This window comes from Rathayibacter sp. VKM Ac-2856 (genome assembly GCF_013205055.1).
In the GTDB taxonomy this organism is placed as follows: domain Bacteria; phylum Actinomycetota; class Actinomycetes; order Actinomycetales; family Microbacteriaceae; genus Rathayibacter.
This window is the reverse complement of sequence record NZ_JABMLF010000001.1, coordinates 424,350-444,060: the sequence shown is the minus strand read 5'-3', so window position 1 is coordinate 444,060 and position 19,711 is coordinate 424,350. Positions and strand designations below refer to the sequence as shown.

Sequence of the window (19,711 nt, the reverse complement as noted above, 5' to 3'; positions counted from 1 at the left end):
TCCGAGGGATCAGTGGGGCCCGGTGCCCGGCGAGAGCCGGCGGCGGGCCCTCTCCGCGTCCCGGTCCCGGCCCTTGACCCGGAGGCCGCTGGCGCGGAGCCGCTCGACGAGCTCCCGGCTGCCCACCGGCAGCGCTCCCGCCGCGAGCAGCTCCTCGCGGCGCGCGGCGGGGACGTCGTAGTGGTCGAGGTCGAAGCCGCGCTCCGGCAGGCCCACGCGTCGCGCGAAGGCGTGCAGCTCCTCCAGCGACGTGTCGCTGACGAGGTGGGCCCAGAGGGTGTCGTGGGCGGGCCAGCGCGCCGCGTCGAGGAGGATCGCCATCCGTCGATCGTAGGCGGCGCGCCTGCCTGAACGGCCGCCCGTCCTCGACTATCGTGACGGGGTCGCCGGTCGGACGACGCCCCCTCCGGGGCGGCGCGCGTTTGACCGGGGAGCACGGATCCCGTACTCTTGACCGTTGGTGTGGCGCGATCCATGTGCTCACGCAGATTTCCGTTGCCGCTCGACCCCTCAGGGGGTGCGAGCCGCGGTGCCGGTCCCCTCGTCCCGTACGAGAGACGGGTACGACCGGGAAGACCGGGGTCCTCCCCGTCCTTACAAGCCCCGGACAGCGCTTCAGCGCCGTCCAGATGAGAAAACAGGTACGAGAAGTGGTTTACGCAGTTGTGCGCGCCGGTGGCCGGCAGGAGAAGGTCGAGGTCGGCACCATCGTGACGATGGACCGCATCAAGGCCGACGAGAACGGCACCGTGCAGCTGGCTGCCGTGCTCCTCGTCGACGGAGACTCGATCACCTCGGACGCCGCGGCGCTCGAGAAGGTGTCGGTCACGGCCGAGGTGCTCGAGGAGCTCCGCGGTCCGAAGATCATCATCCAGAAGTTCAAGAACAAGACCGGTTACAAGAAGCGCCAGGGGCACCGTCAGGACCTCACGCGCGTCAAGGTCACGGGCATCAAGTAACACCCACACTTCGCTGACCTGCGGCGGGAGCCATCGCTCCGCAGGACATCAGCACGGGGCTGCGGCCCCCCGGTCTCGAGGAGATGAGAAATGGCACACAAGAAGGGCGCAAGCTCCACCCGCAACGGTCGCGACTCGAACGCGCAGCGTCTCGGCGTGAAGCGCTTCGGCGGTCAGGTCGTCAGCGCGGGCGAGATCATCGTCCGCCAGCGCGGCACCCACTTCCACCCCGGCGTGAACGTCGGACGCGGCGGCGACGACACCCTGTTCGCCCTCTCGGCCGGTGCGGTCGAGTTCGGGCAGAAGGGCGGCCGCAAGGTCGTCAACATCGTGGTGGCCGCCGCTTAGGCAGCCTTCCTCGGCCGAGCAGGCACAGGACGCAAGGGGCGGGCTTCGGCTCGCCCCTTGTGCGTTGCGGCGGCACCTCGCCGCAGCGCTCGTCCCCCCGCCCGCCTCGGCACCCGGCGTCGGTCACTCCGACGCCTCCACCTCCCCATCGGACGGAACACACCATGGTCACCTTCGTCGACAACGTCACGCTGCACCTGCGCGCCGGACACGGCGGCAACGGCTGCGTCTCCGTCCGCCGCGAGAAGTTCAAGCCGCTGGCCGGCCCGGACGGCGGGAACGGCGGCCACGGCGGCGACATCGTCCTCGTCGCCGACGCGCAGACCACCACGCTGCTCGCCTACCACCGCCACCCGCACCGCTCCTCCGCCAACGGCGGGCCCGGGATGGGCGACCACCGCGCCGGCGGGAACGGCGACCTCCTCGAGCTGCCCGTGCCGGTCGGCACGGTCGTCAAGTCGCCCACGGGCGAGGAGCTGCTCGACATGGACGAGCCGGGGCTCCGCTTCGTCATCGCCCCCGGCGGTCAGGGCGGCCTCGGCAACGCGTCCCTCGCGACCACCAAGCGCAAGGCCCCCGGCTTCGCGCTGCTCGGCACGCCCGGCTGGGAGGGCGACGTCGTCCTCGAGCTGAAGACCGTCGCCGACGTCGCGCTCGTGGGCTTCCCCTCGGCCGGCAAGTCCAGCCTGGTCGCCGCGATCTCGGCGGCGAAGCCGAAGATCGCCGACTACCCCTTCACGACTCTCGCGCCGAACCTCGGCGTCGTGCAGGCGGGGGAGTCCCGCTACACCGTCGCCGACGTCCCCGGCCTGATCGAGGGCGCGAGTGAGGGCAAGGGCCTCGGGCTCGAGTTCCTCCGCCACGTCGAGCGCTGCACCGCGCTGGTCCACGTGCTCGACTGCGCCACGCTCGAGCCCGGCCGCGACCCGCTGACGGACCTCGACATCATCCTCGGCGAGCTCGCCGCCTACCCGGTCGGCGACGGCCAGCTGCCGCTGCTCGAGCGCCCGCAGCTGATCGCCCTCAACAAGGTCGACGTGCCCGAGGCGCAGGAGCTGGCCGACTTCGTCCGCGCCGACCTCGAGGCCCGCGGCTACCGCGTCTTCGAGATCTCGACCGTCAGCCACTCGGGCCTGCGCCAGCTGACCTTCGCCCTCGGCGAGATCGTCGAGCAGCACCGCCTGGCCCTCGCGGCCGAGCCCAAGCCCGAGCGCATCACCATCCGCCCGCGCGCCGTCGACGAGAAGGACTACGAGATCCGCGTCGAGGGCGGCTCGTACGGCAACGTCTACCGGGTGCTCGGCACGAAGCCGCAGCGCTGGGTCGCGCAGACCGACTTCACCAACGACGAGGCCGTCGGCTTCCTCGCCGACCGGCTCGCGAAGCTCGGCGTCGAGAACGGCCTGTTCTCGGCCGGAGCCGTCGCCGGCTCGACCGTCGTCATCGGCCCGGGCGACGGCGTCGTCTTCGACTGGGAGCCGACGCTCACCTCCACGGCGGAGCTCATCACCGCCCCGCGCGGCACCGACATCCGCCTCGAGGAGAACAACCGCAAGACGCGCAGCGAGCGGCGCGACAACTACCTCGAGCGGATGGACGCCAAGGCGGCCGCCCGCGCCGAGCTCGACCGCGAGCGGCAGGGCGGCGTCTGGCGCGTCTCGGACGAGGACGACCTGGTGGGCGATGCCGAGGAGAGCTGACTCCTCGGCTCGGCGGCGCGGGCGAATACACTGGCCGGATGCCGCAGACGACCCTCGACAGCTCCATCACCGCCAGTAGCGCCCCCGTCGAGGTCCCCGCCGACGACGCCGTGCTGACCGAGCGCTTCGCCGCGTCCCGCACCGCGTCGCGGTCGCTGCGGAGTGCGACGACCGATCTGAAGAACCGCGCCCTCCTCGCGATCGCCGACGCGGTGCGCGGCGGCACGGGGCGGATCGTCCCGGCGAACGAGCGCGATCTGGCGAACGGCCGCGAGAACGGCATGAGCACCGGTCTGCAGGACAGGCTGCGCCTCGACGAGGCGCGGCTGGGCTCGCTCGCCGACGCCGTCGTCGCGGTGGCCGGCCTGGTCGACCCGGTCGGGCAGACCGTGCGCGGCTCGAATCTGCCGAACGGCGCCTCGCTCACGCAGGTGCGCGTGCCGTTCGGTGTCGTCGGCGCGATCTACGAGGCGCGCCCCAACGTCACGATCGACATCGCCGCCCTCGCGCTGAAGAGCGGCAACGCCGTGATCCTCCGCGGCGGCAGCGCGGCCGAGAACACCAACCGCGTCCTGGTCGAGCTGCTCCAGGAGGCCGTCGCCTCCGTCGGCCTGCCCGCCGAGCTGATCCAGACCGTCGACGACTTCGGCCGGGCCGGTGCGAAGGCCCTGATGCGGGCCCGCGGCTACGTCGACGTGCTGGTGCCCCGCGGCAGCGCCGGGCTCATCGAGTCGGTCGTCACCGAGTCGACCGTGCCGGTGATCGAGACGGGCGCCGGAGTGGTGCACGTCTTCCTCGACGCCAGCGCCGACGAGCAGTGGGCCGTCGACATCGTGCACAACGCGAAGACCCAGCGGCCGAGCACCTGCAACGCCCTCGAGACGCTGCTCGTGCACTGCGACGCCGCCGAGCGCCTCCTCCCGCCGGTCGTCGGCCGCCTCGCCGCCGCCGGGGTGACCGTGCACGGCGACGAGCGCGTCCGCGCGATCGTCGCGGACGCCGTGCCCGCCACCGAGGAGGACTGGTCGGCCGAGTACTACTCCCTCGACATCGCCGTCGCGGTCGTCGATGACCTCGACGCGGCGATGGACCACATCGCCCGCTACTCGACCCACCACACCGAGTCGATCGTCACGAACGACCTGCGCAGCGCCGAGCGGTTCCTCGCCGAGGTCGACTCCGCCGTGGTGATGGTGAACGCCTCGACCCGCTTCACCGACGGCGGCGAGTTCGGCTTCGGCGCCGAGGTGGGCATCTCGACGCAGAAGCTGCACGCCCGCGGCCCGATGGGCCTGCCCGAGCTCACGAGCACGAAGTGGCTGCTGCGCGGGGCGGGCCAGATCCGCGCCTAGGCGCGCACGCCCCGCGCGGCGGCGTCCGGGTAGACTCGACGATGCCCTGAGCGGGCATCCCCTATTCCAAGGAGCACCGCATGTCCCTCGTGACGACCGTCCTCGCTGAAGCAGCGCACACCGAGCTGCCCATGCCGACCATCGTCTACGGGCTGATCGCCGTCGTCGCCTTCACCGCCCTCGGCTTCGTCACGTGGAGCTACCGCGACGTCGCCAACCGGCACTCGCACAAGACCGGCGCCGGCTCGCACGACTCCCACGGACACGGCCACTAGGGCGGCGGTCCCGCGATCGTGACCTCCGCGTCCAGCGGAGACCCGCGGCGTCCGCGCATCGGCGTGATGGGCGGCACCTTCGACCCGATCCACCACGGGCACCTCGTCGCCGCGTCCGAGGTGGCGCAGTCGTTCGACCTCGACGAGGTCGTGTTCGTCCCCACCGGTCGGCCCTGGCACAAGAAGACGGTCACGCCGCCGGAGCACCGCTATCTGATGACGGTCATCGCGACCGCGTCGAACCCGCGCTTCACCGTCAGCCGCGTCGACATCGACCGCGTCGGCACGACGTACACGATCGACACCCTGCGCGACATCCACGCCGCACACCCCGACGCCGAGCTGTTCTTCATCACCGGCGCCGACGCCGTCGAGCAGATCCTGAGCTGGAAGGACTACGACGAGCTGTGGGAGCTGGCGCACTTCGTCGCCGTCAGCCGACCCGGTCACGCGCTCTCCGTTTCGGGATTGCCCGCCCAGGACGTATCCTTGTTGGAAATTCCGGCGCTAGCGATTTCCTCGACGGACTGTCGGAGCCGCGTGAACCGGGGTGATCCGGTCTGGTATCTGGTTCCCGACGGTGTCGTCCAGTACATCTCGAAGCACCACCTGTATCGGAGCACGCCATGACAGTTCAGCACGAGGGCGCGCCGCTCACCCGGCGCGAGATCCGCGAGCGCGAGCGAGCCGCCGCCGGCGCCGCACCCGCCGCCGCGCCGACCACCTCCCGCCGCGCCGCGACCGCGTCCGTCACTGCCGCGGGCGACATGCCCGTCCTGACCGCGACGCAGGCTCTCCGCGTCCCGGTCGTCGAGCCGACGCCCGCCACCGAGCCCGAGCTCAGCACCTCCGCCATCGAGGTCGTCCTCCCCGAGGGCGTCGATCGCAGCTCGCTCACCCGCCGCGAGCTCCGAGCCCTGCTCGCGCAGCAGCAGGCGGAGCAGGTCGCCGCGACCCCCGAGGCCGCGCCGGCCGACGCCGAGCAGGCGGAGCCCGCCGAGGCCGACTCCGCTCCCGAGCAGGGGGAGGAGCCCGCGCCGTCCGGCACCGGTCCGATCGACGCCGTGGTCGAGGAGTCCGAGGAGCCCGAGGAGACCGAGGAGCGCGAGTCGTCCGAGGAGCCCGAGCAGCCCAAGCTCAACACCGCGCTCTTCGCCACGGTCGGTACGCTCGACATCGCGGACGAGAAGGCGACCGAGATCACCGGCAGCTTCCACCCGCCGATCGAGCACCTCGCCATCACCGAGGAGCTCGACAGCAAGTCCAAGGAGGAGGTCGACGCCTCCTTCGACTCCCTCATCGCGAGCGGAGTCGCCGCGACGGGCGCGGTCACCACGACGAACGCCCTGATCCTCCCGACCGCGGGCGACGTCCCGTCCGGCCGCACGGACACCGGCGAGGTGCTCGTCACGGGCTCCTTCGACCTCCCGCGCAGCCTCGGCTCCACCGGTCAGCACCCGAACCTCTACGACTCGCCCGACGTCGACCGCTACGTCGACCGCATCGACCGCGAGCAGCCCGCCTCCGACTCGGAGCCCGTCCGGGCGTCGAGCGCCGTCTCCACCCACGCCGCGGGCACCGCGATGATCGCCCCGCAGAAGCGCCGCGCCGTCAGCGTGCCCGTCGTGCTGGCCATCACCGCCGCCGTGCTGCTGGTCGCCTCGATCGCGCTGTTCATCGGCGGCTTCGTCCTCAACATCTTCTGATCCACCACCGACACTGAAGGCTTCATGACTGCGACCGATTCCGCCCGCGCCCTGCTCGACCTCGCGGCCACCGCCGCCGACTCCAAGGGCGGGGAGGACCTCGTCGCGCTCGACGTCTCCGGTCCGCTCCCGCTCGTCGACATCTTCTTCCTCGTGACCGGGCGCTCCGAGCGCAACGTCGTCGCGATCGCCAACGAGGTGGAGGACCGCCTCAACGAGTCTGGCGCCAAGCTGCTCCGCCGCGAGGGCCGCGCCGAGGGCCGCTGGATCCTGCTCGATTTCGGCGACCTCGTCGTGCACGTTTTCCACGAGGAGGACCGCATGTACTACTCGCTGGAGCGCCTCTGGAAGGACTGCCCCGTCGTCCCGATCACCCTGGCGACCGCCGTTCCAGCCGACTCCGCCGCCACCTCGAACTGAGGAACACGCCCGGCGGCGCCGCTCGATTTCGCTCCACGCGGTTCGTGTTGTAGTTTATTCGAGTTGCTTCCGCCGGGCGGAGGAGCGGGCCAGAGGCTCGCATCTTCAGTCCGAGAAGCGCACCAAGGGTCCGTGGCGCAGCTGGTAGCGCACCTGCATGGCATGCAGGGGGTCAGGGGTTCGAATCCCCTCGGATCCACCGAAAGACAGATGAGCCCCGTTCTTCTCCGGAAGAGCGGGGCTTCTCTCGTTCTCGGGCTGTTCGCGCCTGGTCGGCCGCCACCCGGCGGATCGCACCGTCGCAGTGATCGCGCGACAGACGCCGCCCGCGGCGCACGGCTCCGCCAGACTGACCGCATGTCGACTCCGACCGCGCCGCGCGGCCTCATCACCCAGTTCTCCCTCGTCGACGCGCTGCTGGCCGGACTGTACGACGGCGTCGTGACCCGAGCGGAGGCCGACCTCGCCGGCGACTTCGGGCTGGGCTGCGGCGATCGGATCGAGGGGGAGCTGGTCGTGCTCGACGGCGTGCACCGGCTCTTCCGCGGCGACGGCTCCGTCGTCGTCCTCGAGCCCGAGGACACGATCGCCTTCGCCGAGGTCGCGCACTTCGCACCGGACTCCTCCGAGTCGGTCGCGGCCGTCCCCTCGCTCGACGCCCTGCTGGCGGCCGTGCGCCGGACGGTGCCCAGCCCGAACGTGTTCGTCGGCGTCCGGCTCCGCGGCCGGATCGAGCATCTGACGCTGCGGCAGCCGATCGCGCAGGTGAAGCCCTACCTGCGCCTCGCCGACGCGATGCGCGGTCAGCGCGAGGTGCACCTGGACGACGTCGAGGGCACGCTGGTCGGCTTCTTCGGACCGAAGCCGTTCCAGGGCATCAGCGTCGCCGGTCTGCACACCCACTTCGTCGACACGAGCGGCACCGTCGGCGGACACGTCCTCGCAGCGTCCGGGCTGAGCGGAGAGCTGGCGGTCGAGCAGTACGGCGGCCTCACCGTGCGCCTGCCCGAGTCGGAGGACTTCCTCGCCGCGGACCTGGACGCCGAGGTCGGCTCCTCCGACGCCGCCATCCGGGCCGTCGAGACCGATCACGCGGGCTGACGCCTGCGTGTCGAGGGGGAGCGGCGGCCCCTACCCTGGACGCATGCCCACGCTGCGCGACGTCCACGCCGTCATCGACCGACTCTGGCCCGAGGAGGCCGCGGAGGACTGGGACGCTCCCGGTCTCGTCACCGGCGACCCCGGCGCGCAGGTGGAGCGGATCCTCCTCACGGTCGACGTCGTCGCCGACACGGTCTCCGAGGCCGTCAGCGGCGGCTACCAGCTCCTCTTGGCCCACCACCCCCTCCTGCTCCGCGGGGTCACCTCGATCGCGGAGGACGGCTACAAGGGCCGTCTGCTGGCCGAGCTGATCCGCAACGGCTGCGCGCTCGTCTCCGCGCACACGAACGCGGACATCGTCTCCGACGGTGTCTCCGACGTGATCGCGGCCAGGCTCGGCCTCACCGGCACGACGCCGCTCGTCCCCGGCGCGGATCCGTCGGTCGGCCTCGGCCGCGTCGGCGACCTCGCCGAGGAGGTCACGCTCGGCCGGCTGGCCCGCGCCGTCGCCGATCTGCTGCCCGCCACGGCCGGGGGAGTGCGCGCCGCCGGCGACTTCGAGGCGACCGTGCGCCGCGTCTCGCTCTGCGGTGGAGCCGGGGACTCCCTTCTCGACAGCCCCGCCGTCCGCACCAGCGACGTCTACATCACCGCCGATCTCCGCCACCACCCGGCGTCCGAGGCGCGCGAGAAGGCCCGCCACGGCACCGGACCGGCGCTGCTGGACGTCTCGCACTGGGCGAGCGAGTGGCTGTGGCTCGACGTCGCCGCCGCGGCCCTCCGCACCGCGCTGCCGGGCGTCGTCGTCGACGTCAGCGAGACCCGGACCGACCCCTGGGATTTCGCGGTCGTCCACTGACGGCTCCGGAGCGCGCGAGAATGGAGCCGGCACGCCCACCCTCCGTGCCGGGAACGAGGACCGCGACGTGATTGCCAGCCCCGCCGACCAGCGAGAGCTCCTGACTCTGCAGAGTCTCGACACGAGGGGCAATCAGCTCCGGCACGCCGTCGCGACCCTGCCGCAGATCGCGAAGATCCAGGCGATGCAGGCCCAGGACGCGCAGACCCGCCGCACGCTCGCCGAGCGCACCGGCCGCCTCGAGGACGCCCGCACCGAGCTCGGCCGCATCGAGTCGGACGTCGAGGTCGTCGACAAGCGCCTCGCCCGCGACCGCGACCGCCTGCAGACCGCGTCCTCCGCGAAGGACATCGCCGCGCTCGAGGGCGAGATCACCTCGCTGGTGAAGCGCCGCGGCGACCTCGAGGACATCGAGCTCACCCTGATGGAGCGCATCGAAGGGATCGAGGCCGAGGTCGCCGCCGCCCAGGCCGAGCGCGACGAGGTCCTCGCCGCTCTCGGCACCCTCGCCGAGGAGCGCGACGCCCAGGCGGAGAAGCTCGCCGGCAAGCAGGAGGCGCTCGCCCGCGACCGCGCGTCGCTCGTCGAGAAGATCCCGGCGGACCTGGTCGAGCTCTACGAGAAGCAGCGCGCCCGCTACGGCGTCGGCGCGGCCCTCCTGCGCGGCAAGGTGTCCGAGGGGAGCGGCGTCGCCCTCACCGAGTCCGACCTCGCCTGGATCCGCACGACCGCCCCCGACCAGGTCGTCCTCTGCCCCGACAGCGGCTGCATCCTCGTCCGCGGCGACGAGTCGACGCTCGCCTGACCCGGCCCGTACACTGGGTCCGCGAACGGGCCGGCAAGACGGTCGCGTCGCCGGGGTGAGAGCCCCGGCGCCGAGGAACGTCCGGGCTCCGCAGAGCAGGGCGGTGGGCAACACCCACCCGGGGCGACCCGCGAGACAGTGCCACAGAGAACAGACCGCCACGGGCTCCGGCCCGCGGTAAGGGTGAAACGGTGGTGTAAGAGACCACCAGGGGCCGGAGTGATCCGGTCCGCTCGGTAAACCTCGCCCGGAGCAAGGTCAGACAGAGGACGATGCGGCTGCTCGTCGGGTCCTCGGGTAGACCGCTGGAGGGTCACGGCGACGTGCCCCCGAGAGAGATGGCCGTCCAGCGCCCGCCGAGAGGCGCGGCGTGAACAGAACCCGGCGTATCAGCCGACCCCTTCGCCCCGAAAGGCCCCGCATTGCGGGGCCTTTCGTGTCTCGGGGTCGGCTGGTGCCTCTTTCCGCGGCGGTCCCCGCCCGCCGCGGCGCAGTCGGCTCGAGCGGGTGGTCGCGTACCGTGGAGCGTCCTGCGTCCGGCTCCGGAGAAACGCTGGCACGCGTTTCCCCGAATCGCCTCGCGCGCCTGCTGATCGAGCAGCCCTTGCAGCGGGTATCTCGCTTTTATGCTGATCGAGTAGCCCTCGGAGAGGGCGTATCGAGATCCGCGCCTGCCGGACGAGGGCGTGCAGCCGCCGTTGATCCGGCGTGGGTCTCGATACGCCGCTGCGCGGCTACTCGACCAGCATGGGTGGGCGCGCTCCTCGATGGTCACCAGCGGGCGCGGGACCGCGCTTCTCCGTGGTGATCGAGGGGCCTGTCGAGGCCGACCGCGCCGCGGCGGGCGGGGACCGCAGCGGAATCGCCTTAGCGGCGCACGCCACCGCCCGCGAGGGCCGCGGCGCCGAGGATGCCGGCGTTGTTGCGGAGGGCGGCGGGGACGATGGGGGTGCGGAGGTCCAGCAGGGGCAGGAACTCCTCGTGGTGCTTGGAGATGCCGCCGCCGACGATGATGAGGTCGGGCCAGAGGAGCGCCTCGAGGTGCGAGTAGTACCGCTGGAGCCGCTTGGCCCAGTGCTTGTAGTCGAGGTCGTCCCGCTCCTTCGCGGCGAAGGACGCCTTCTTCTCGTAGTCCCCGCCGTGGATCTCGAGGTGGCCGAGCTCGGCGTTGGGGATGAGGACGCCGTCGTAGATCTGCGCGGTGCCGATGCCGGTGCCGAGGGTGGTCATCAGGACCAGGCCCTTCTTGTCCTTCGCCGCGCCGAAGCGCGACTCGGCGTAGCCCGCGGCGTCCGCGTCGTTCACGAAGAAGATGTTCCGGCCGATCGCGTCCTCGAACAGCTTCTCCGCCTCGAGGCCGATCCACTCGTCCGAGACGTTCGCGGCGGACATCGTGCGGCCGTGCACGACGGCGGCGGGGAAGCAGATCCCGACGGGGGTGTCGGCCGGTGCGTCCGGGAGCATGCCCAGGATCTGCTGCACCGTGGCGACGATGTCCTTCGGGCGTCCGCCCTCGGGGGTGGCGACCTTCATCCGGTCGCTGAGGAGCGTGCCCTCGCCGAGGTCGACGTACGCCCCCTTGATGCCGGTCCCTCCGATGTCGATACCGATCGCGGTCGCAGCAGCAGTCATACCGGCCATGCTACCGAGACGCGGGGAGAGCGACCGGCGTCCCGGCCCGGCGTAGGATCGCGGCATGTCTGACGGTGATGCGAACAGCTGGTGGTACAACCTCAAGTCCGGTGCGGTGGAGCAGGGCTTCCAGTCCCCGTCCGTCGACCGCGCCGGACCCTACTCGTCCCGCGAGGAGGCGTCGCACGCGCTCGAGAAGATGCGCGAGAACACCCGTCGCTGGGACGAGGAGGACGCGGAGGACCGCTGACCGGCATTCGCCCGGCAGCAGCCCCGCCCGCTACTCGTAGCTGTGCTCGGGTCCCGGGTACGCGCCGGCCTCGACGTCCTCGCGGAACGCGGTGACCGCGCCGGTGAGCGTGCCGCGCAGGTCCGCGTACTGCTTCACGAAGCGCGGTACGCGGCCGGTGGTGAGCCCGGCGAAGTCCGTCCACACGAGCAGCTGACCGTCGACGTCCGGCCCGGCGCCGACGCCGATGGTCGGGATCCGGAGCTCTTCGGTGACGCGGCGGGCGGCCTCGCTCGGCACCATCTCGAGGACGACCGCGAACGCGCCGGCCTTCTGCACCGCGCGGGCGTCGGCGAGCAGCTGCTCGACCCCCTCCCCGCGGCCCTGGATCATGTGCCCGCCGAGTCCGTGCTCGCTCTGCGGCGTGAAGCCGATGTGGCCCATCACCGGGATTCCGGCCTCGACGATCCGACGGATCTGCTCGGCGGAGCGCACACCGCCCTCGAGCTTGACCGCGTGCGCGTGGGTCTCCTTCATGAAGCGGAAGGCCGTGTGCAGAGCGTCGTCCGCTCCCGACTCGTAGGAGCCGAAGGGCAGGTCGGCGACGACGAGAGCCCGCTCGACGGCTCCCGCCACGGCGCGGGCCAGCGGGATGAGCTCGTCGACGGTGACGGGCAGCGTCGTGTCGTACCCGAGGACGGTGTTCCCGGCCGAGTCGCCGACGAGCAGGAAGTCGATGCCGGCCTGATCGAAGATGCGCGCCGTGAGCACGTCGTAGCTGGTGAGCCCGGTGATCCGCACCCCCGACTCCTTCGCGGTCTGGAAGTGGCGGGTTCTCACGCGTTTCACGGGCTGCGCTGACATGCGCTCGAGTCTATCCGCGCCCTGTCCCGCCTCCGCGGGGGACGGCAGGGCGCCCAGCACGCACGGGGCGGAGCCACTAGCCTGGAGGCGAAACAGGAAGGGCCTTGATGGACAAGCAACGGGACTTCGTTCTTCGCACCATTGAAGAGCGAGGGATCAAATTCGTTCGCCTCTGGTTCACGGACGTCGTCGGCACGCTCAAGTCGGTCGCGATCGCGCCGGCCGAGGTCGAGGGCGCGTTCGCCGAGGGTCTCGGCTTCGACGGCTCCGCGATCGAGGGTCTGACCCGCTCGTTCGAGGCCGACGTGCTCGCGCACCCGGACCCGTCGACCTTCCAGATCCTGCCCTGGCGGGGCGAGATCGACCCGACGGCGCGGATGTTCTGCGACATCACCACGCCCGACGGCCAGCCCGCCGTCGCCGACCCGCGGAACGTGCTCAAGCGCACGCTCGCGAAGGCGGCGGAGCGCGGCTTCACGTTCTACACGCACCCCGAGATCGAGTTCTACCTGCTGAAGTCGTCGACGTTCGGCGCGGAGGGCCCCGAGCCCGTCGACTCCGCCGGCTACTTCGACAACGTCCCCGGCGGCACGGCGCACGACTTCCGCCGCCGCTCGGTCCGCATGCTCGAGGACCTCGGCATCTCGGTCGAGTTCAGCCACCACGAGGCGGGCCCCGGTCAGAACGAGATCGACCTCCGCTACGCGGACGCCCTCACCACGGCCGACAACATCATGACCTTCCGCACGGTCATCAAGGAGGTGGCGATCGAGCAGGGCGTCTATGCGACCTTCATGCCGAAGCCGCTCTCCGGTCACCCCGGCTCGGGCATGCACACGCACCTCTCGCTCTTCGAGGGCGACGTCAATGTCTTCTACGAGCAGGGCGCGCAGTACCAGCTGTCCAAGCTCGGCCGCCAGTTCATCGCGGGGCTGCTCAAGCACGCCCCGGAGATCACCGCGGTGACGAACCAGTTCGTCAACTCGTACAAGCGCCTCTGGGGCGGGGACGAGGCTCCGAGCTACGTGTCGTGGGGCCACAACAACCGCTCCGCGCTCGTGCGCGTGCCGCTCTACAAGCCCAACAAGGGCCAGTCCTCGCGCATCGAGTACCGCGCGCTCGACTCCGCCGCGAACCCGTACCTCGCCTACTCGCTGCTGCTGGCCGCGGGACTGAAGGGCATCGAGGAGGGCTACGAGCTCCCCGCGGAGGCCGAGGACAACGTCTGGACCCTGTCCGACGCGGAGCGCCGCGCTCTCGGCTACAGCCCGCTTCCCGCGAGCCTCGACCGGGCCATCTCGCTGATGGAGGAGTCGGAGCTCGTCGCCGAGACGCTCGGCGAGCAGGTGTTCAACTTCGTGCTGCTCAACAAGCGGAAGGACTGGGCCGAGTACCGCGCCCAGGTCACCCCGTACGAGCTGCGCAGCAACCTCGAGATGCTCTGACCGCTCCCGCCATGCCGCGCGAACGCACGCTGAGCGAGGTCGCCCGCCTCGGTTTCGCCGCTCTCGGCGAGACCGGGGCGCGCCTCGCCGAGGCGGAGGAGCTCGCCGGCCGCTCCCTGGCGTCGGTCGTGCCGGCCTTCGCGTCGGTCGCCGACCCGGACGCGGCGCTCGGCGCACTCCTGGACCTGCTGCGCGGACACCGCGATCGGATGGACGCCGTCCTCGCGGACGACGCCGCGATCACCCGTCTCCTGCTGGTGCTCGGCGCGTCCTCGGGTCTCGCGGACTTCCTGCAGCGCCGCCCGGACGAGCTCGCTGGGGTCCTCGATCCCGTCCGCGTCCTCCCCGGGCGGGCCGAGCTGAAGCAGGAGCTGCTCGACTCCGTCGGCGCCGTGGACGGCGTCGCGGCCCTGCACGAGGAGGAGGGCTGGACGGCCCTGCGCGTCCGGTACCGCCGGCTGCTCACCCGCGTCGTCGTGCACGATCTCGGCCAGTCCGATCCGGTCGCGGCCGTGGACCGGGTGGCGCGCACGCTGGCCGACGTCGCCGGCGCGGCTCTGGAGGCCTCGCTCGCCGTTGCGCGCGCCGATCTGATCGCGGGCTCCGGTCCCGGCCGGTTCAGCCGCGAGGAGGTCGAGGCGACGCGCTTCGCCGTGATCGGGATGGGCAAGGCGGGTGCGTCCGAGCTCAACTACGTCAGCGACGTCGACGTCATCTTCGTGGCGGAGGGCGACCCCGAGCGCGATCTCTCCAACGCCCGGGCGATCGACATCGCGACGCGGCTCGCCGTCCTGCTCATGCGCGGCACCTCGGCGCTCGCCCTCGAGCCCGAGCTCTGGGAGGTCGACCCGAACCTGCGCCCCGAGGGCAAGCAGGGCGCGCTGGTGCGGACCCTCGAGTCGCACATCACCTACTACGACCGCTGGGCGAAGAGCTGGGAGTTCCAGGCCCTGCTGAAGGCCCGTCCGCTCGCGGGGGACCTGGAGCTGGGCCGCGCCTACGTCGAGGCCGTCGCCCCGAAGGTGTGGTCGAGCGCGTCCCGCGAGAACTTCGTCGAGTCGGTGCAGCGGATGCGCGAGCGCGTCACCGAGAACATCCCGCCGAACGACGTGCACTACCAGATCAAGCTCGGCCCGGGCGGGCTGCGCGACATCGAGTTCACCGTCCAGCTGCTCCAGCTCGTGCACGGCCAGACCGACGACGAGATCCACATGCCGGGCACCCTGCTCGCCCTCGGTGCGCTCGCCGACCGCGGCTACATCGGCCGGGCCGCGGCGGAGGAGTTCGCGCAGGACTACCGCGCGCTGCGCCTGCTCGAGCACCGGCTCCAGCTGCGGCGGCTGCGGCGCACCCACCTGATGCCGCGCGACGAGCACGAGCTGCGGACCCTGGCCCGGGCGAGCGGTCTCGCCCGCAGCGCCGAGGAGCTCCTCACCGTCTGGAACTCGATCAAGCACCGCGTCCGCGGGCTGCACGAGCGGCTGTTCTACCGTCCGCTGCTCTCGGCCGTCGCCGCGCTGCCCGACGGCGGCATCGAGCTGTCGACGGGTCAGGCGGAGGCGCGCCTCGCCGCCATCGGCTTCGTCGATGCGAAGGGCGCCCTCGGCCACATCGCCGCCATGACCTCCGGTGTCTCGCGGCGCGCGAGCATTCAGCGCCACCTCGTCCCCGTGATGCTGCAGTGGTTCGCCGACGGCGCCGACCCCGACTACGGACTCCTCGCCTTCCGCCGGCTGAGCGACACGCTCGGCGGCACCCCCTGGTTCCTCCGGATGCTGCGCGACTCCTCCGGGGCCGCGAAGCGCCTGACGACCGTCCTGTCCGGCTCGCGTTTCGTCGGCGAGCTGCTCGACCGCATCCCCGAGTCGGCGGCCTGGTTGGAGGACGACGAGGCCCTGCGTCCCCGGAGCGCCGACCGACTGGCGGAGGAGGTGCGCGCAGTCCTCGCGCGCCACGACACCCCCGAGGCCGTCGCCACGGCGCTGCGGGGGATGCGCCGACGCGAGGTGCTCCGCACCGCGATCGGCGGAGTCCTCGGGCTGAGCACGATCGAGGAGATCGCGACGAGCCTCTCCGACATCATCACCGCGCTCCTCGGCGGCGTGCTGGCCGCCGTGCGGCGCTCGAGCACCGGCCGCCGCGGGTCGGGTGCCGAGTTCGCCGTCATCGGCATGGGGCGCTACGGGGGAGCGGAGCTCGGCTTCGGCTCCGATGCCGACGTGATGTACGTCCAGCGGCCCGGCGACGCCGACCCGCATGAGGCGCAGCTCTACGCGCAGTTCCTCGTGGCCGAGCTCGTCCGGCTGACCGAGGACTCGCGGCTCCCGCTCGATCTCGACGCCGACCTCCGTCCCGAGGGCAAGAACGGCCCGCTGGTGCGCTCGCTCGACTCCTACCGGGCCTACTACGCCCGCTGGTCGCTCACGTGGGAGGCGCAGGCGCTGCTGCGCGCCCGCGGAGTCGCCGGTGACGCCGCGCTGATCGCGGACTTCGAGGAGCTGGCCGACGGCGTCCGCTACCCCGCCGGGATCTCCGACCGCGACATCCGCGAGGTGAAGCGGATCAAGGCGCGGGTGGAGAGCGAGCGCCTGCCGCAGGGCGCGGACCCGAAGCGCCATCTGAAGCTCGGCCGCGGCTCGCTGAGCGACGTCGAGTGGCTGGTGCAGCTGCTGCAGCTGCAGCACGCGCGCACGATCCCGGCGCTGCGGACGACCTCGACGCTGACCGCGCTGAGCGTGGCGGAGGAGGCGGAGCTGATCTCGCCGCCCGACGCCGAGCGTCTGCGCGCGGCCTGGCTCCTCGCGTCGCGGGTGCGCTCGGCGATGACCCTGTTCACCGACCGCACGGCCGACGTGCTGCCGGCCGACCGCCGCCAGCTGGACGGCGTCGCACGCCTCCTGGAGTACCCCGCCGATTCCGCGACGCAGCTCGAGGACGACTACCTCGGCGTCACCCGCCGGGCCCGCGCCGTCTTCGAGCGCCGCTTCTACGGCCCGGTCGAGGTCGACGCGCCCTCCTACCGCTGAGCCGCCGCTCCGTCACCGGATCACGGGCGGGAACGCGGAAGGGCCGCTCCTCCGGAGAGGAACGGCCCTTCGTGCGGTGCGTGAGCGCCGCGGTGCGTCGGATCAGACGCCGTAGTACAGCTCGAACTCGAAGGGGTGCGGGCGCTGCGCGAGGGGCTTGATCTCCTTCTCGCGCTTGTAGTCGATCCAGGTCTCGATGAGCTCCTGGGTGAACACGCCGCCCTGGAGGAGGAAGTCGTGGTCGGCCTCGAGGGCGGCCAGGGCCTCCTCGAGCGAGGCGGGGACCTGCGGGATGAGCTTGGCCTCCTCGGGGGGCAGCTCGTAGAGGTCCTTGTCGACCGGCTCGTGCGGCTCGATGCGGTTCTTGATGCCGTCGAGGCCCGCCATCAGCTGGGCGGCGAACGCGAGGTACGGGTTGCCCGAGGCGTCGGGCGCACGGAACTCGATGCGCTTCGCCTTGGGGTTCGTGCCCGTGATCGGGATGCGGATCGACGCGGAGCGGTTGCCGGCCGAGTAGACCAGGTTGACCGGCGCCTCGAAGCCCGGGATCAGGCGGTGGTACGAGTTGACCGTCGGGTTCGTGAACGCGAGGACCGCGGGGGCGTGCTTGAGCAGGCCGCCGATGTACCAGCGCGCGACGTCCGAGAGGCCGCCGTAGCCGTTCTCGTCGTAGAACAGGGGCTTGCCGTCGTTCCACAGAGACTGGTGGGTGTGCATGCCCGAGCCGTTGTCGCCGAAGAGCGGCTTCGGCATGAACGTGGCGGTCTTGCCCCACTGCTCGGCCGTGTTCTTGACGATGTACTTGAACTTCAGGATGTCGTCCGCGGAGTGGACCATCGTGTCGAAGCGGTAGTTGATCTCGGCCTGGCCGCCGGTGCCCACCTCGTGGTGCGAGCGCTCGAGGATGAGGCCGGCGTCGATCAGCTTGAGGCAGATGTCGTCGCGGAGGTCGGCCTGCTTGTCGACCGGGCTGACGGGGAAGTAGCCGCCCTTGTAGGGGGTCTTGTTGCCGAGGTTGCCGCCCTCTTCGACGCGGCCCGAGTTCCAGGCGCCCTCGACGGAGTCGACGGAGTGGAACGCGGAGTTCTGGGTGACCTCGTAGCGCACGTCGTCGAAGATGTAGAACTCGGCCTCGGGAGCGAAGAACGCGGTGTCGGCGATGCCGGTCGACGCGAGGTACTTCTCGGCCTTCTTGGCGACCTGGCGCGGGTCCTTCGAGTAGATCTCCCCGTTGCGCGGGTTGTAGATGTCGAAGACGATGATCAGCGTGCGCTCGACGCGGAACGGGTCCACGTAGGCGGTGGTCACGTCAGGGATCAGCTGCATGTCCGATTCGTGGATGTTCGCGAATCCGCGGATCGAGGACCCGTCGAAGAGCTGGCCGACGGAGAAGAACTCCTCGTCGACCGTCGAGGCGGGGATGTTGAAGTGCTGCTGGACACCGGGGAGATCGGTGAACCGGATGTCGAGGAACTTGACGTCCGTGTCCTTGATGAACTTGAGCACCTCGGAAGAATCTTTAAACATGCAAAGGTCTCCAATGGCGTAACGGGTTGCTGCAGAGCGCAGCCGTTCCAGGGTAGTGACGGGGGGTTTCCCCGCCGTGTCCCGATTGTTTCGACCATGTTAACGGGAGGGCGCGGTGCGTCCCTGGCAGGGGGCTCGGTGCCCGCCTCCGCCGAGGCCGCCGCGGGTAGCATCGGAGGATGCCAGCACCCGAGCGCAGGACCTTCGCGGACGTCGCCCCGAGCACCCGACCGGGGCAGCGCCTCGGGCTCCCCGAGCAGGGCCGGATGTCGATCGCCCGCCCCGGACGCCGCTTCGCCGCCCTCGCCGTCGACTTCGCGATCGTCGCGCTGCTGTCCTTCGTCTTCTTCGGCTACGACCGCTGGGCGAGCATCATCCTCTTCGTCGTGCTGCAGGCGGTCTTCATCCCCACCATCGGCGGCAGCATCGGGCACCGGCTGCTCGGCATGCGCGTGGTCCGGCTCGGCGGCGGCTGGGTCGGCGTCTGGCGGCCGCTGGTGCGCTCGGTCCTGCTCGCGGTGCTGGTGCCGGCCCTGGTCTGGGACTCGGACCAGCGCGGCTTCCACGACAAGGTCGCGGGCACGATCCTCGTCCGGTACTGACCGGCTGCGGCTCCAGCGGGACCGAGCCGCGGAACGACGAACGGCCGGCGGGAGGGATCCCGGCCGGCCGTTCGTCGTTCCGCGCAGTGCGCGTCAGCGCGAGCGCTGCGGTCGCACCTTGAAGGGGTCGACGCCCTTGGGGATCGGCAGCGAGGTGTTGAGCGAGGCGAGGCGGTTCTTGACGGCCAGGACCTCGGCCTTCGTCAGCACCTTCTTGGTCTTCGCGAGCGTGCGGGGCACCTTGTGCAGCGGCACCGAGTCCTCGTCGGGACCGACGTTTACGAAGGTGACGGGGACGTTGGGGAGGATGCGGGTCACCTTGCGGCGCTCGTCCTCGAGCATGCGCTTCGTGCGCCCGGCGGGACCCTCGGCGATCAGCACGACACCGCCGCGGCCGACGGCGCGGTAGACGGCGTCCTGGGTCTTGCCGTTGACGGCCACCGGCATCTCGCCGCCGGTCCAGGTCCCGCGGAGCCCGCTGCGCAGGACGGCGCCGACGGCACCCGGCTGCCCGGCGATCTGCCCGTAGGCGGCGCGCTCGGCGCGGCGGGAGAGCACGGCGAGTCCGGCGACCAGGCCGGCCATCACGCCGACGACGATCCAGAGGGCGATGACGAAGCCGTTGCCGTCGCCCAGGAGGACTCCGAGCAGGACGCCGAGCAGGATCGGGACGATCAGCGCCAGCAGGATGATCCAGACCGCGCTGCTGTCGTAGCGGCGGGTCATCTGGAACACCTGCCACATCTGCTTGAGACGTCCTGGTTCCTTGACCGCCTTCGTCGACGGTTCCGTGCTGCGTGCCATTCCTCCAGGATACCGAGCGGACCCGGCGGGGGAGACCGATCCGGGCGGATCCGCCGG

Annotated in this window: 20 protein-coding genes, 1 tRNA gene and 1 other RNA gene; 17 read left to right on the top strand and 5 right to left on the bottom strand. The window is 71.4% G+C overall.

The features are described from left to right. Positions 1-9: 9 nt before the first annotated feature. Positions 10-321, bottom strand: coding sequence for a DUF4031 domain-containing protein (locus HQQ82_RS02055; RefSeq protein WP_173231431.1), 312 nt, complete (start codon positions 319-321; stop codon positions 10-12). 329 nt (positions 322-650) lie between these two features. On the opposite strand from HQQ82_RS02055, the gene rplU reads away from it, so the two are divergent. From rplU to rnpB, 13 genes are all read left to right on the top strand, one after another. Further along, positions 651-959, top strand: coding sequence for a 50S ribosomal protein L21 (gene rplU / locus HQQ82_RS02050; RefSeq protein WP_123445822.1), 309 nt, complete (start codon positions 651-653; stop codon positions 957-959). A gap of 90 nt (positions 960-1,049) precedes the next feature. Continuing rightward, positions 1,050-1,307: a 50S ribosomal protein L27 gene (gene rpmA, locus HQQ82_RS02045; RefSeq protein ID WP_123445823.1), complete on the top strand. Its 258-nt coding sequence runs from the start codon at positions 1,050-1,052 to the stop codon at positions 1,305-1,307. 164 nt (positions 1,308-1,471) lie between these two features. Further along, a complete protein-coding gene (gene obgE, locus HQQ82_RS02040; RefSeq protein ID WP_173231430.1) occupies positions 1,472-3,007 on the top strand; it encodes a GTPase ObgE in 1,536 nt (511 codons plus the stop codon). 38 nt (positions 3,008-3,045) lie between these two features. After that, on the top strand, positions 3,046-4,359 hold the full coding sequence (locus HQQ82_RS02035; RefSeq protein WP_173231429.1) for a glutamate-5-semialdehyde dehydrogenase: 1,314 nt from the start codon (positions 3,046-3,048) through the stop codon (positions 4,357-4,359). Positions 4,360-4,439: 80 nt separating this feature from the next. Further along, positions 4,440-4,634 carry a hypothetical protein gene (locus HQQ82_RS02030; protein WP_123445826.1) on the top strand — a complete coding sequence of 65 codons (195 nt, stop codon included), beginning with the start codon at positions 4,440-4,442 and terminating at the stop codon, positions 4,632-4,634. An 18-nt stretch (positions 4,635-4,652) separates the two neighbouring features. Continuing rightward, a complete protein-coding gene (nadD, locus tag HQQ82_RS02025; RefSeq protein WP_173231428.1) occupies positions 4,653-5,264 on the top strand; it encodes a nicotinate-nucleotide adenylyltransferase in 612 nt (203 codons plus the stop codon). Beyond that, positions 5,261-6,340 (top strand): hypothetical protein, encoded by a 1,080-nt coding sequence (locus HQQ82_RS02020; protein WP_173231427.1) that lies wholly within the window; start codon positions 5,261-5,263, stop codon positions 6,338-6,340. The genes nadD and HQQ82_RS02020 overlap by 4 nt, the downstream gene beginning before the upstream one ends. Before the next feature lie 24 nt (positions 6,341-6,364). Then, a complete protein-coding gene (rsfS, locus tag HQQ82_RS02015; protein ID WP_173231426.1) occupies positions 6,365-6,760 on the top strand; it encodes a ribosome silencing factor in 396 nt (131 codons plus the stop codon). Between the two features lie 126 nt (positions 6,761-6,886). Then, positions 6,887-6,959, top strand: a tRNA-Ala gene (locus tag HQQ82_RS02010). 158 nt (positions 6,960-7,117) lie between these two features. Continuing rightward, positions 7,118-7,861, top strand: a complete 744-nt coding sequence (locus HQQ82_RS02005) for an acetolactate decarboxylase (RefSeq protein WP_173231425.1) — start codon at positions 7,118-7,120, stop codon at positions 7,859-7,861. 43 nt (positions 7,862-7,904) lie between these two features. Continuing rightward, the gene (locus tag HQQ82_RS02000) at positions 7,905-8,720 is read left to right on the top strand and encodes a Nif3-like dinuclear metal center hexameric protein (RefSeq protein ID WP_173231424.1); all 816 of its coding nucleotides are present in this window, start codon (positions 7,905-7,907) and stop codon (positions 8,718-8,720) included. 67 nt (positions 8,721-8,787) lie between these two features. Further along, positions 8,788-9,525 carry a hypothetical protein gene (locus HQQ82_RS01995; RefSeq protein ID WP_173231423.1) on the top strand — a complete coding sequence of 246 codons (738 nt, stop codon included), beginning with the start codon at positions 8,788-8,790 and terminating at the stop codon, positions 9,523-9,525. Between the two features lie 26 nt (positions 9,526-9,551). Then, positions 9,552-9,930, top strand: an RNA gene (rnpB, locus tag HQQ82_RS01990) — RNase P RNA component class A. A gap of 462 nt (positions 9,931-10,392) precedes the next feature. Here rnpB and ppgK read toward each other — a convergent pair. Then, on the bottom strand, positions 10,393-11,157 hold the full coding sequence (gene ppgK, locus HQQ82_RS01985; protein ID WP_173231422.1) for a polyphosphate--glucose phosphotransferase: 765 nt from the start codon (positions 11,155-11,157) through the stop codon (positions 10,393-10,395). Positions 11,158-11,221: 64 nt separating this feature from the next. Here ppgK and HQQ82_RS01980 point away from each other — a divergent pair, with 64 nt between their 5' ends. Then, positions 11,222-11,407, top strand: a complete 186-nt coding sequence (locus tag HQQ82_RS01980; RefSeq protein WP_123445835.1) for an SPOR domain-containing protein — start codon at positions 11,222-11,224, stop codon at positions 11,405-11,407. A gap of 30 nt (positions 11,408-11,437) precedes the next feature. On the opposite strand, the gene panB is transcribed toward HQQ82_RS01980, so the two are convergent. Next, positions 11,438-12,250 (bottom strand): 3-methyl-2-oxobutanoate hydroxymethyltransferase, encoded by an 813-nt coding sequence (panB, locus tag HQQ82_RS01975; protein ID WP_173231421.1) that lies wholly within the window; start codon positions 12,248-12,250, stop codon positions 11,438-11,440. A 107-nt stretch (positions 12,251-12,357) separates the two neighbouring features. On the opposite strand from panB, the gene HQQ82_RS01970 reads away from it, so the two are divergent. After that, positions 12,358-13,695, top strand: coding sequence for a glutamine synthetase family protein (locus HQQ82_RS01970; protein ID WP_173231420.1), 1,338 nt, complete (start codon positions 12,358-12,360; stop codon positions 13,693-13,695). 11 nt (positions 13,696-13,706) lie between these two features. Next, positions 13,707-16,721, top strand: coding sequence for a bifunctional [glutamine synthetase] adenylyltransferase/[glutamine synthetase]-adenylyl-L-tyrosine phosphorylase (locus HQQ82_RS01965; protein WP_173231419.1), 3,015 nt, complete (start codon positions 13,707-13,709; stop codon positions 16,719-16,721). Between the two features lie 102 nt (positions 16,722-16,823). On the opposite strand, the gene glnA is transcribed toward HQQ82_RS01965, so the two are convergent. Next, a complete protein-coding gene (gene glnA, locus HQQ82_RS01960) occupies positions 16,824-18,248 on the bottom strand; it encodes a type I glutamate--ammonia ligase (protein ID WP_123445839.1) in 1,425 nt (474 codons plus the stop codon). A 179-nt stretch (positions 18,249-18,427) separates the two neighbouring features. Here glnA and HQQ82_RS01955 point away from each other — a divergent pair, with 179 nt between their 5' ends. Beyond that, the gene (locus tag HQQ82_RS01955) at positions 18,428-18,850 is read left to right on the top strand and encodes an RDD family protein (protein ID WP_173231418.1); all 423 of its coding nucleotides are present in this window, start codon (positions 18,428-18,430) and stop codon (positions 18,848-18,850) included. 93 nt (positions 18,851-18,943) lie between these two features. Here the strand turns inward: HQQ82_RS01955 and HQQ82_RS01950 are convergent, their stop codons facing one another. Beyond that, entirely contained in the window at positions 18,944-19,654 is a 711-nt protein-coding gene (locus HQQ82_RS01950) for a DUF4191 domain-containing protein (RefSeq protein WP_173231417.1), read from the bottom strand. Between the last annotated feature and the right edge of the window lie 57 nt (positions 19,655-19,711).

What these genes read in the sequence shown, in the direction of transcription:
- HQQ82_RS02055 (WP_173231431.1), bottom strand. Translation starts at nt 321, where the DNA reads ATGGCGATCCTCCTCGACGCGGCGCGCTGGCCCGCCCACGACACCCTC.
- rpmA (WP_123445823.1), top strand. Translation starts at nt 1,050, where the DNA reads ATGGCACACAAGAAGGGCGCAAGCTCCACCCGCAACGGTCGCGACTCG.
- obgE (WP_173231430.1), top strand. Translation starts at nt 1,472, where the DNA reads ATGGTCACCTTCGTCGACAACGTCACGCTGCACCTGCGCGCCGGACAC.
- HQQ82_RS02035 (WP_173231429.1), top strand. Translation starts at nt 3,046, where the DNA reads ATGCCGCAGACGACCCTCGACAGCTCCATCACCGCCAGTAGCGCCCCC.
- HQQ82_RS02030 (WP_123445826.1), top strand. Translation starts at nt 4,440, where the DNA reads ATGTCCCTCGTGACGACCGTCCTCGCTGAAGCAGCGCACACCGAGCTG.
- HQQ82_RS02020 (WP_173231427.1), top strand. Translation starts at nt 5,261, where the DNA reads ATGACAGTTCAGCACGAGGGCGCGCCGCTCACCCGGCGCGAGATCCGC.
- rsfS (WP_173231426.1), top strand. Translation starts at nt 6,365, where the DNA reads ATGACTGCGACCGATTCCGCCCGCGCCCTGCTCGACCTCGCGGCCACC.
- HQQ82_RS02005 (WP_173231425.1), top strand. Translation starts at nt 7,118, where the DNA reads ATGTCGACTCCGACCGCGCCGCGCGGCCTCATCACCCAGTTCTCCCTC.
- HQQ82_RS02000 (WP_173231424.1), top strand. Translation starts at nt 7,905, where the DNA reads ATGCCCACGCTGCGCGACGTCCACGCCGTCATCGACCGACTCTGGCCC.
- ppgK (WP_173231422.1), bottom strand. Translation starts at nt 11,157, where the DNA reads ATGACTGCTGCTGCGACCGCGATCGGTATCGACATCGGAGGGACCGGC.
- HQQ82_RS01980 (WP_123445835.1), top strand. Translation starts at nt 11,222, where the DNA reads ATGTCTGACGGTGATGCGAACAGCTGGTGGTACAACCTCAAGTCCGGT.
- panB (WP_173231421.1), bottom strand. Translation starts at nt 12,250, where the DNA reads ATGTCAGCGCAGCCCGTGAAACGCGTGAGAACCCGCCACTTCCAGACC.
- HQQ82_RS01970 (WP_173231420.1), top strand. Translation starts at nt 12,358, where the DNA reads ATGGACAAGCAACGGGACTTCGTTCTTCGCACCATTGAAGAGCGAGGG.
- HQQ82_RS01965 (WP_173231419.1), top strand. Translation starts at nt 13,707, where the DNA reads ATGCCGCGCGAACGCACGCTGAGCGAGGTCGCCCGCCTCGGTTTCGCC.
- glnA (WP_123445839.1), bottom strand. Translation starts at nt 18,248, where the DNA reads ATGTTTAAAGATTCTTCCGAGGTGCTCAAGTTCATCAAGGACACGGAC.
- HQQ82_RS01955 (WP_173231418.1), top strand. Translation starts at nt 18,428, where the DNA reads ATGCCAGCACCCGAGCGCAGGACCTTCGCGGACGTCGCCCCGAGCACC.
- HQQ82_RS01950 (WP_173231417.1), bottom strand. Translation starts at nt 19,654, where the DNA reads ATGGCACGCAGCACGGAACCGTCGACGAAGGCGGTCAAGGAACCAGGA.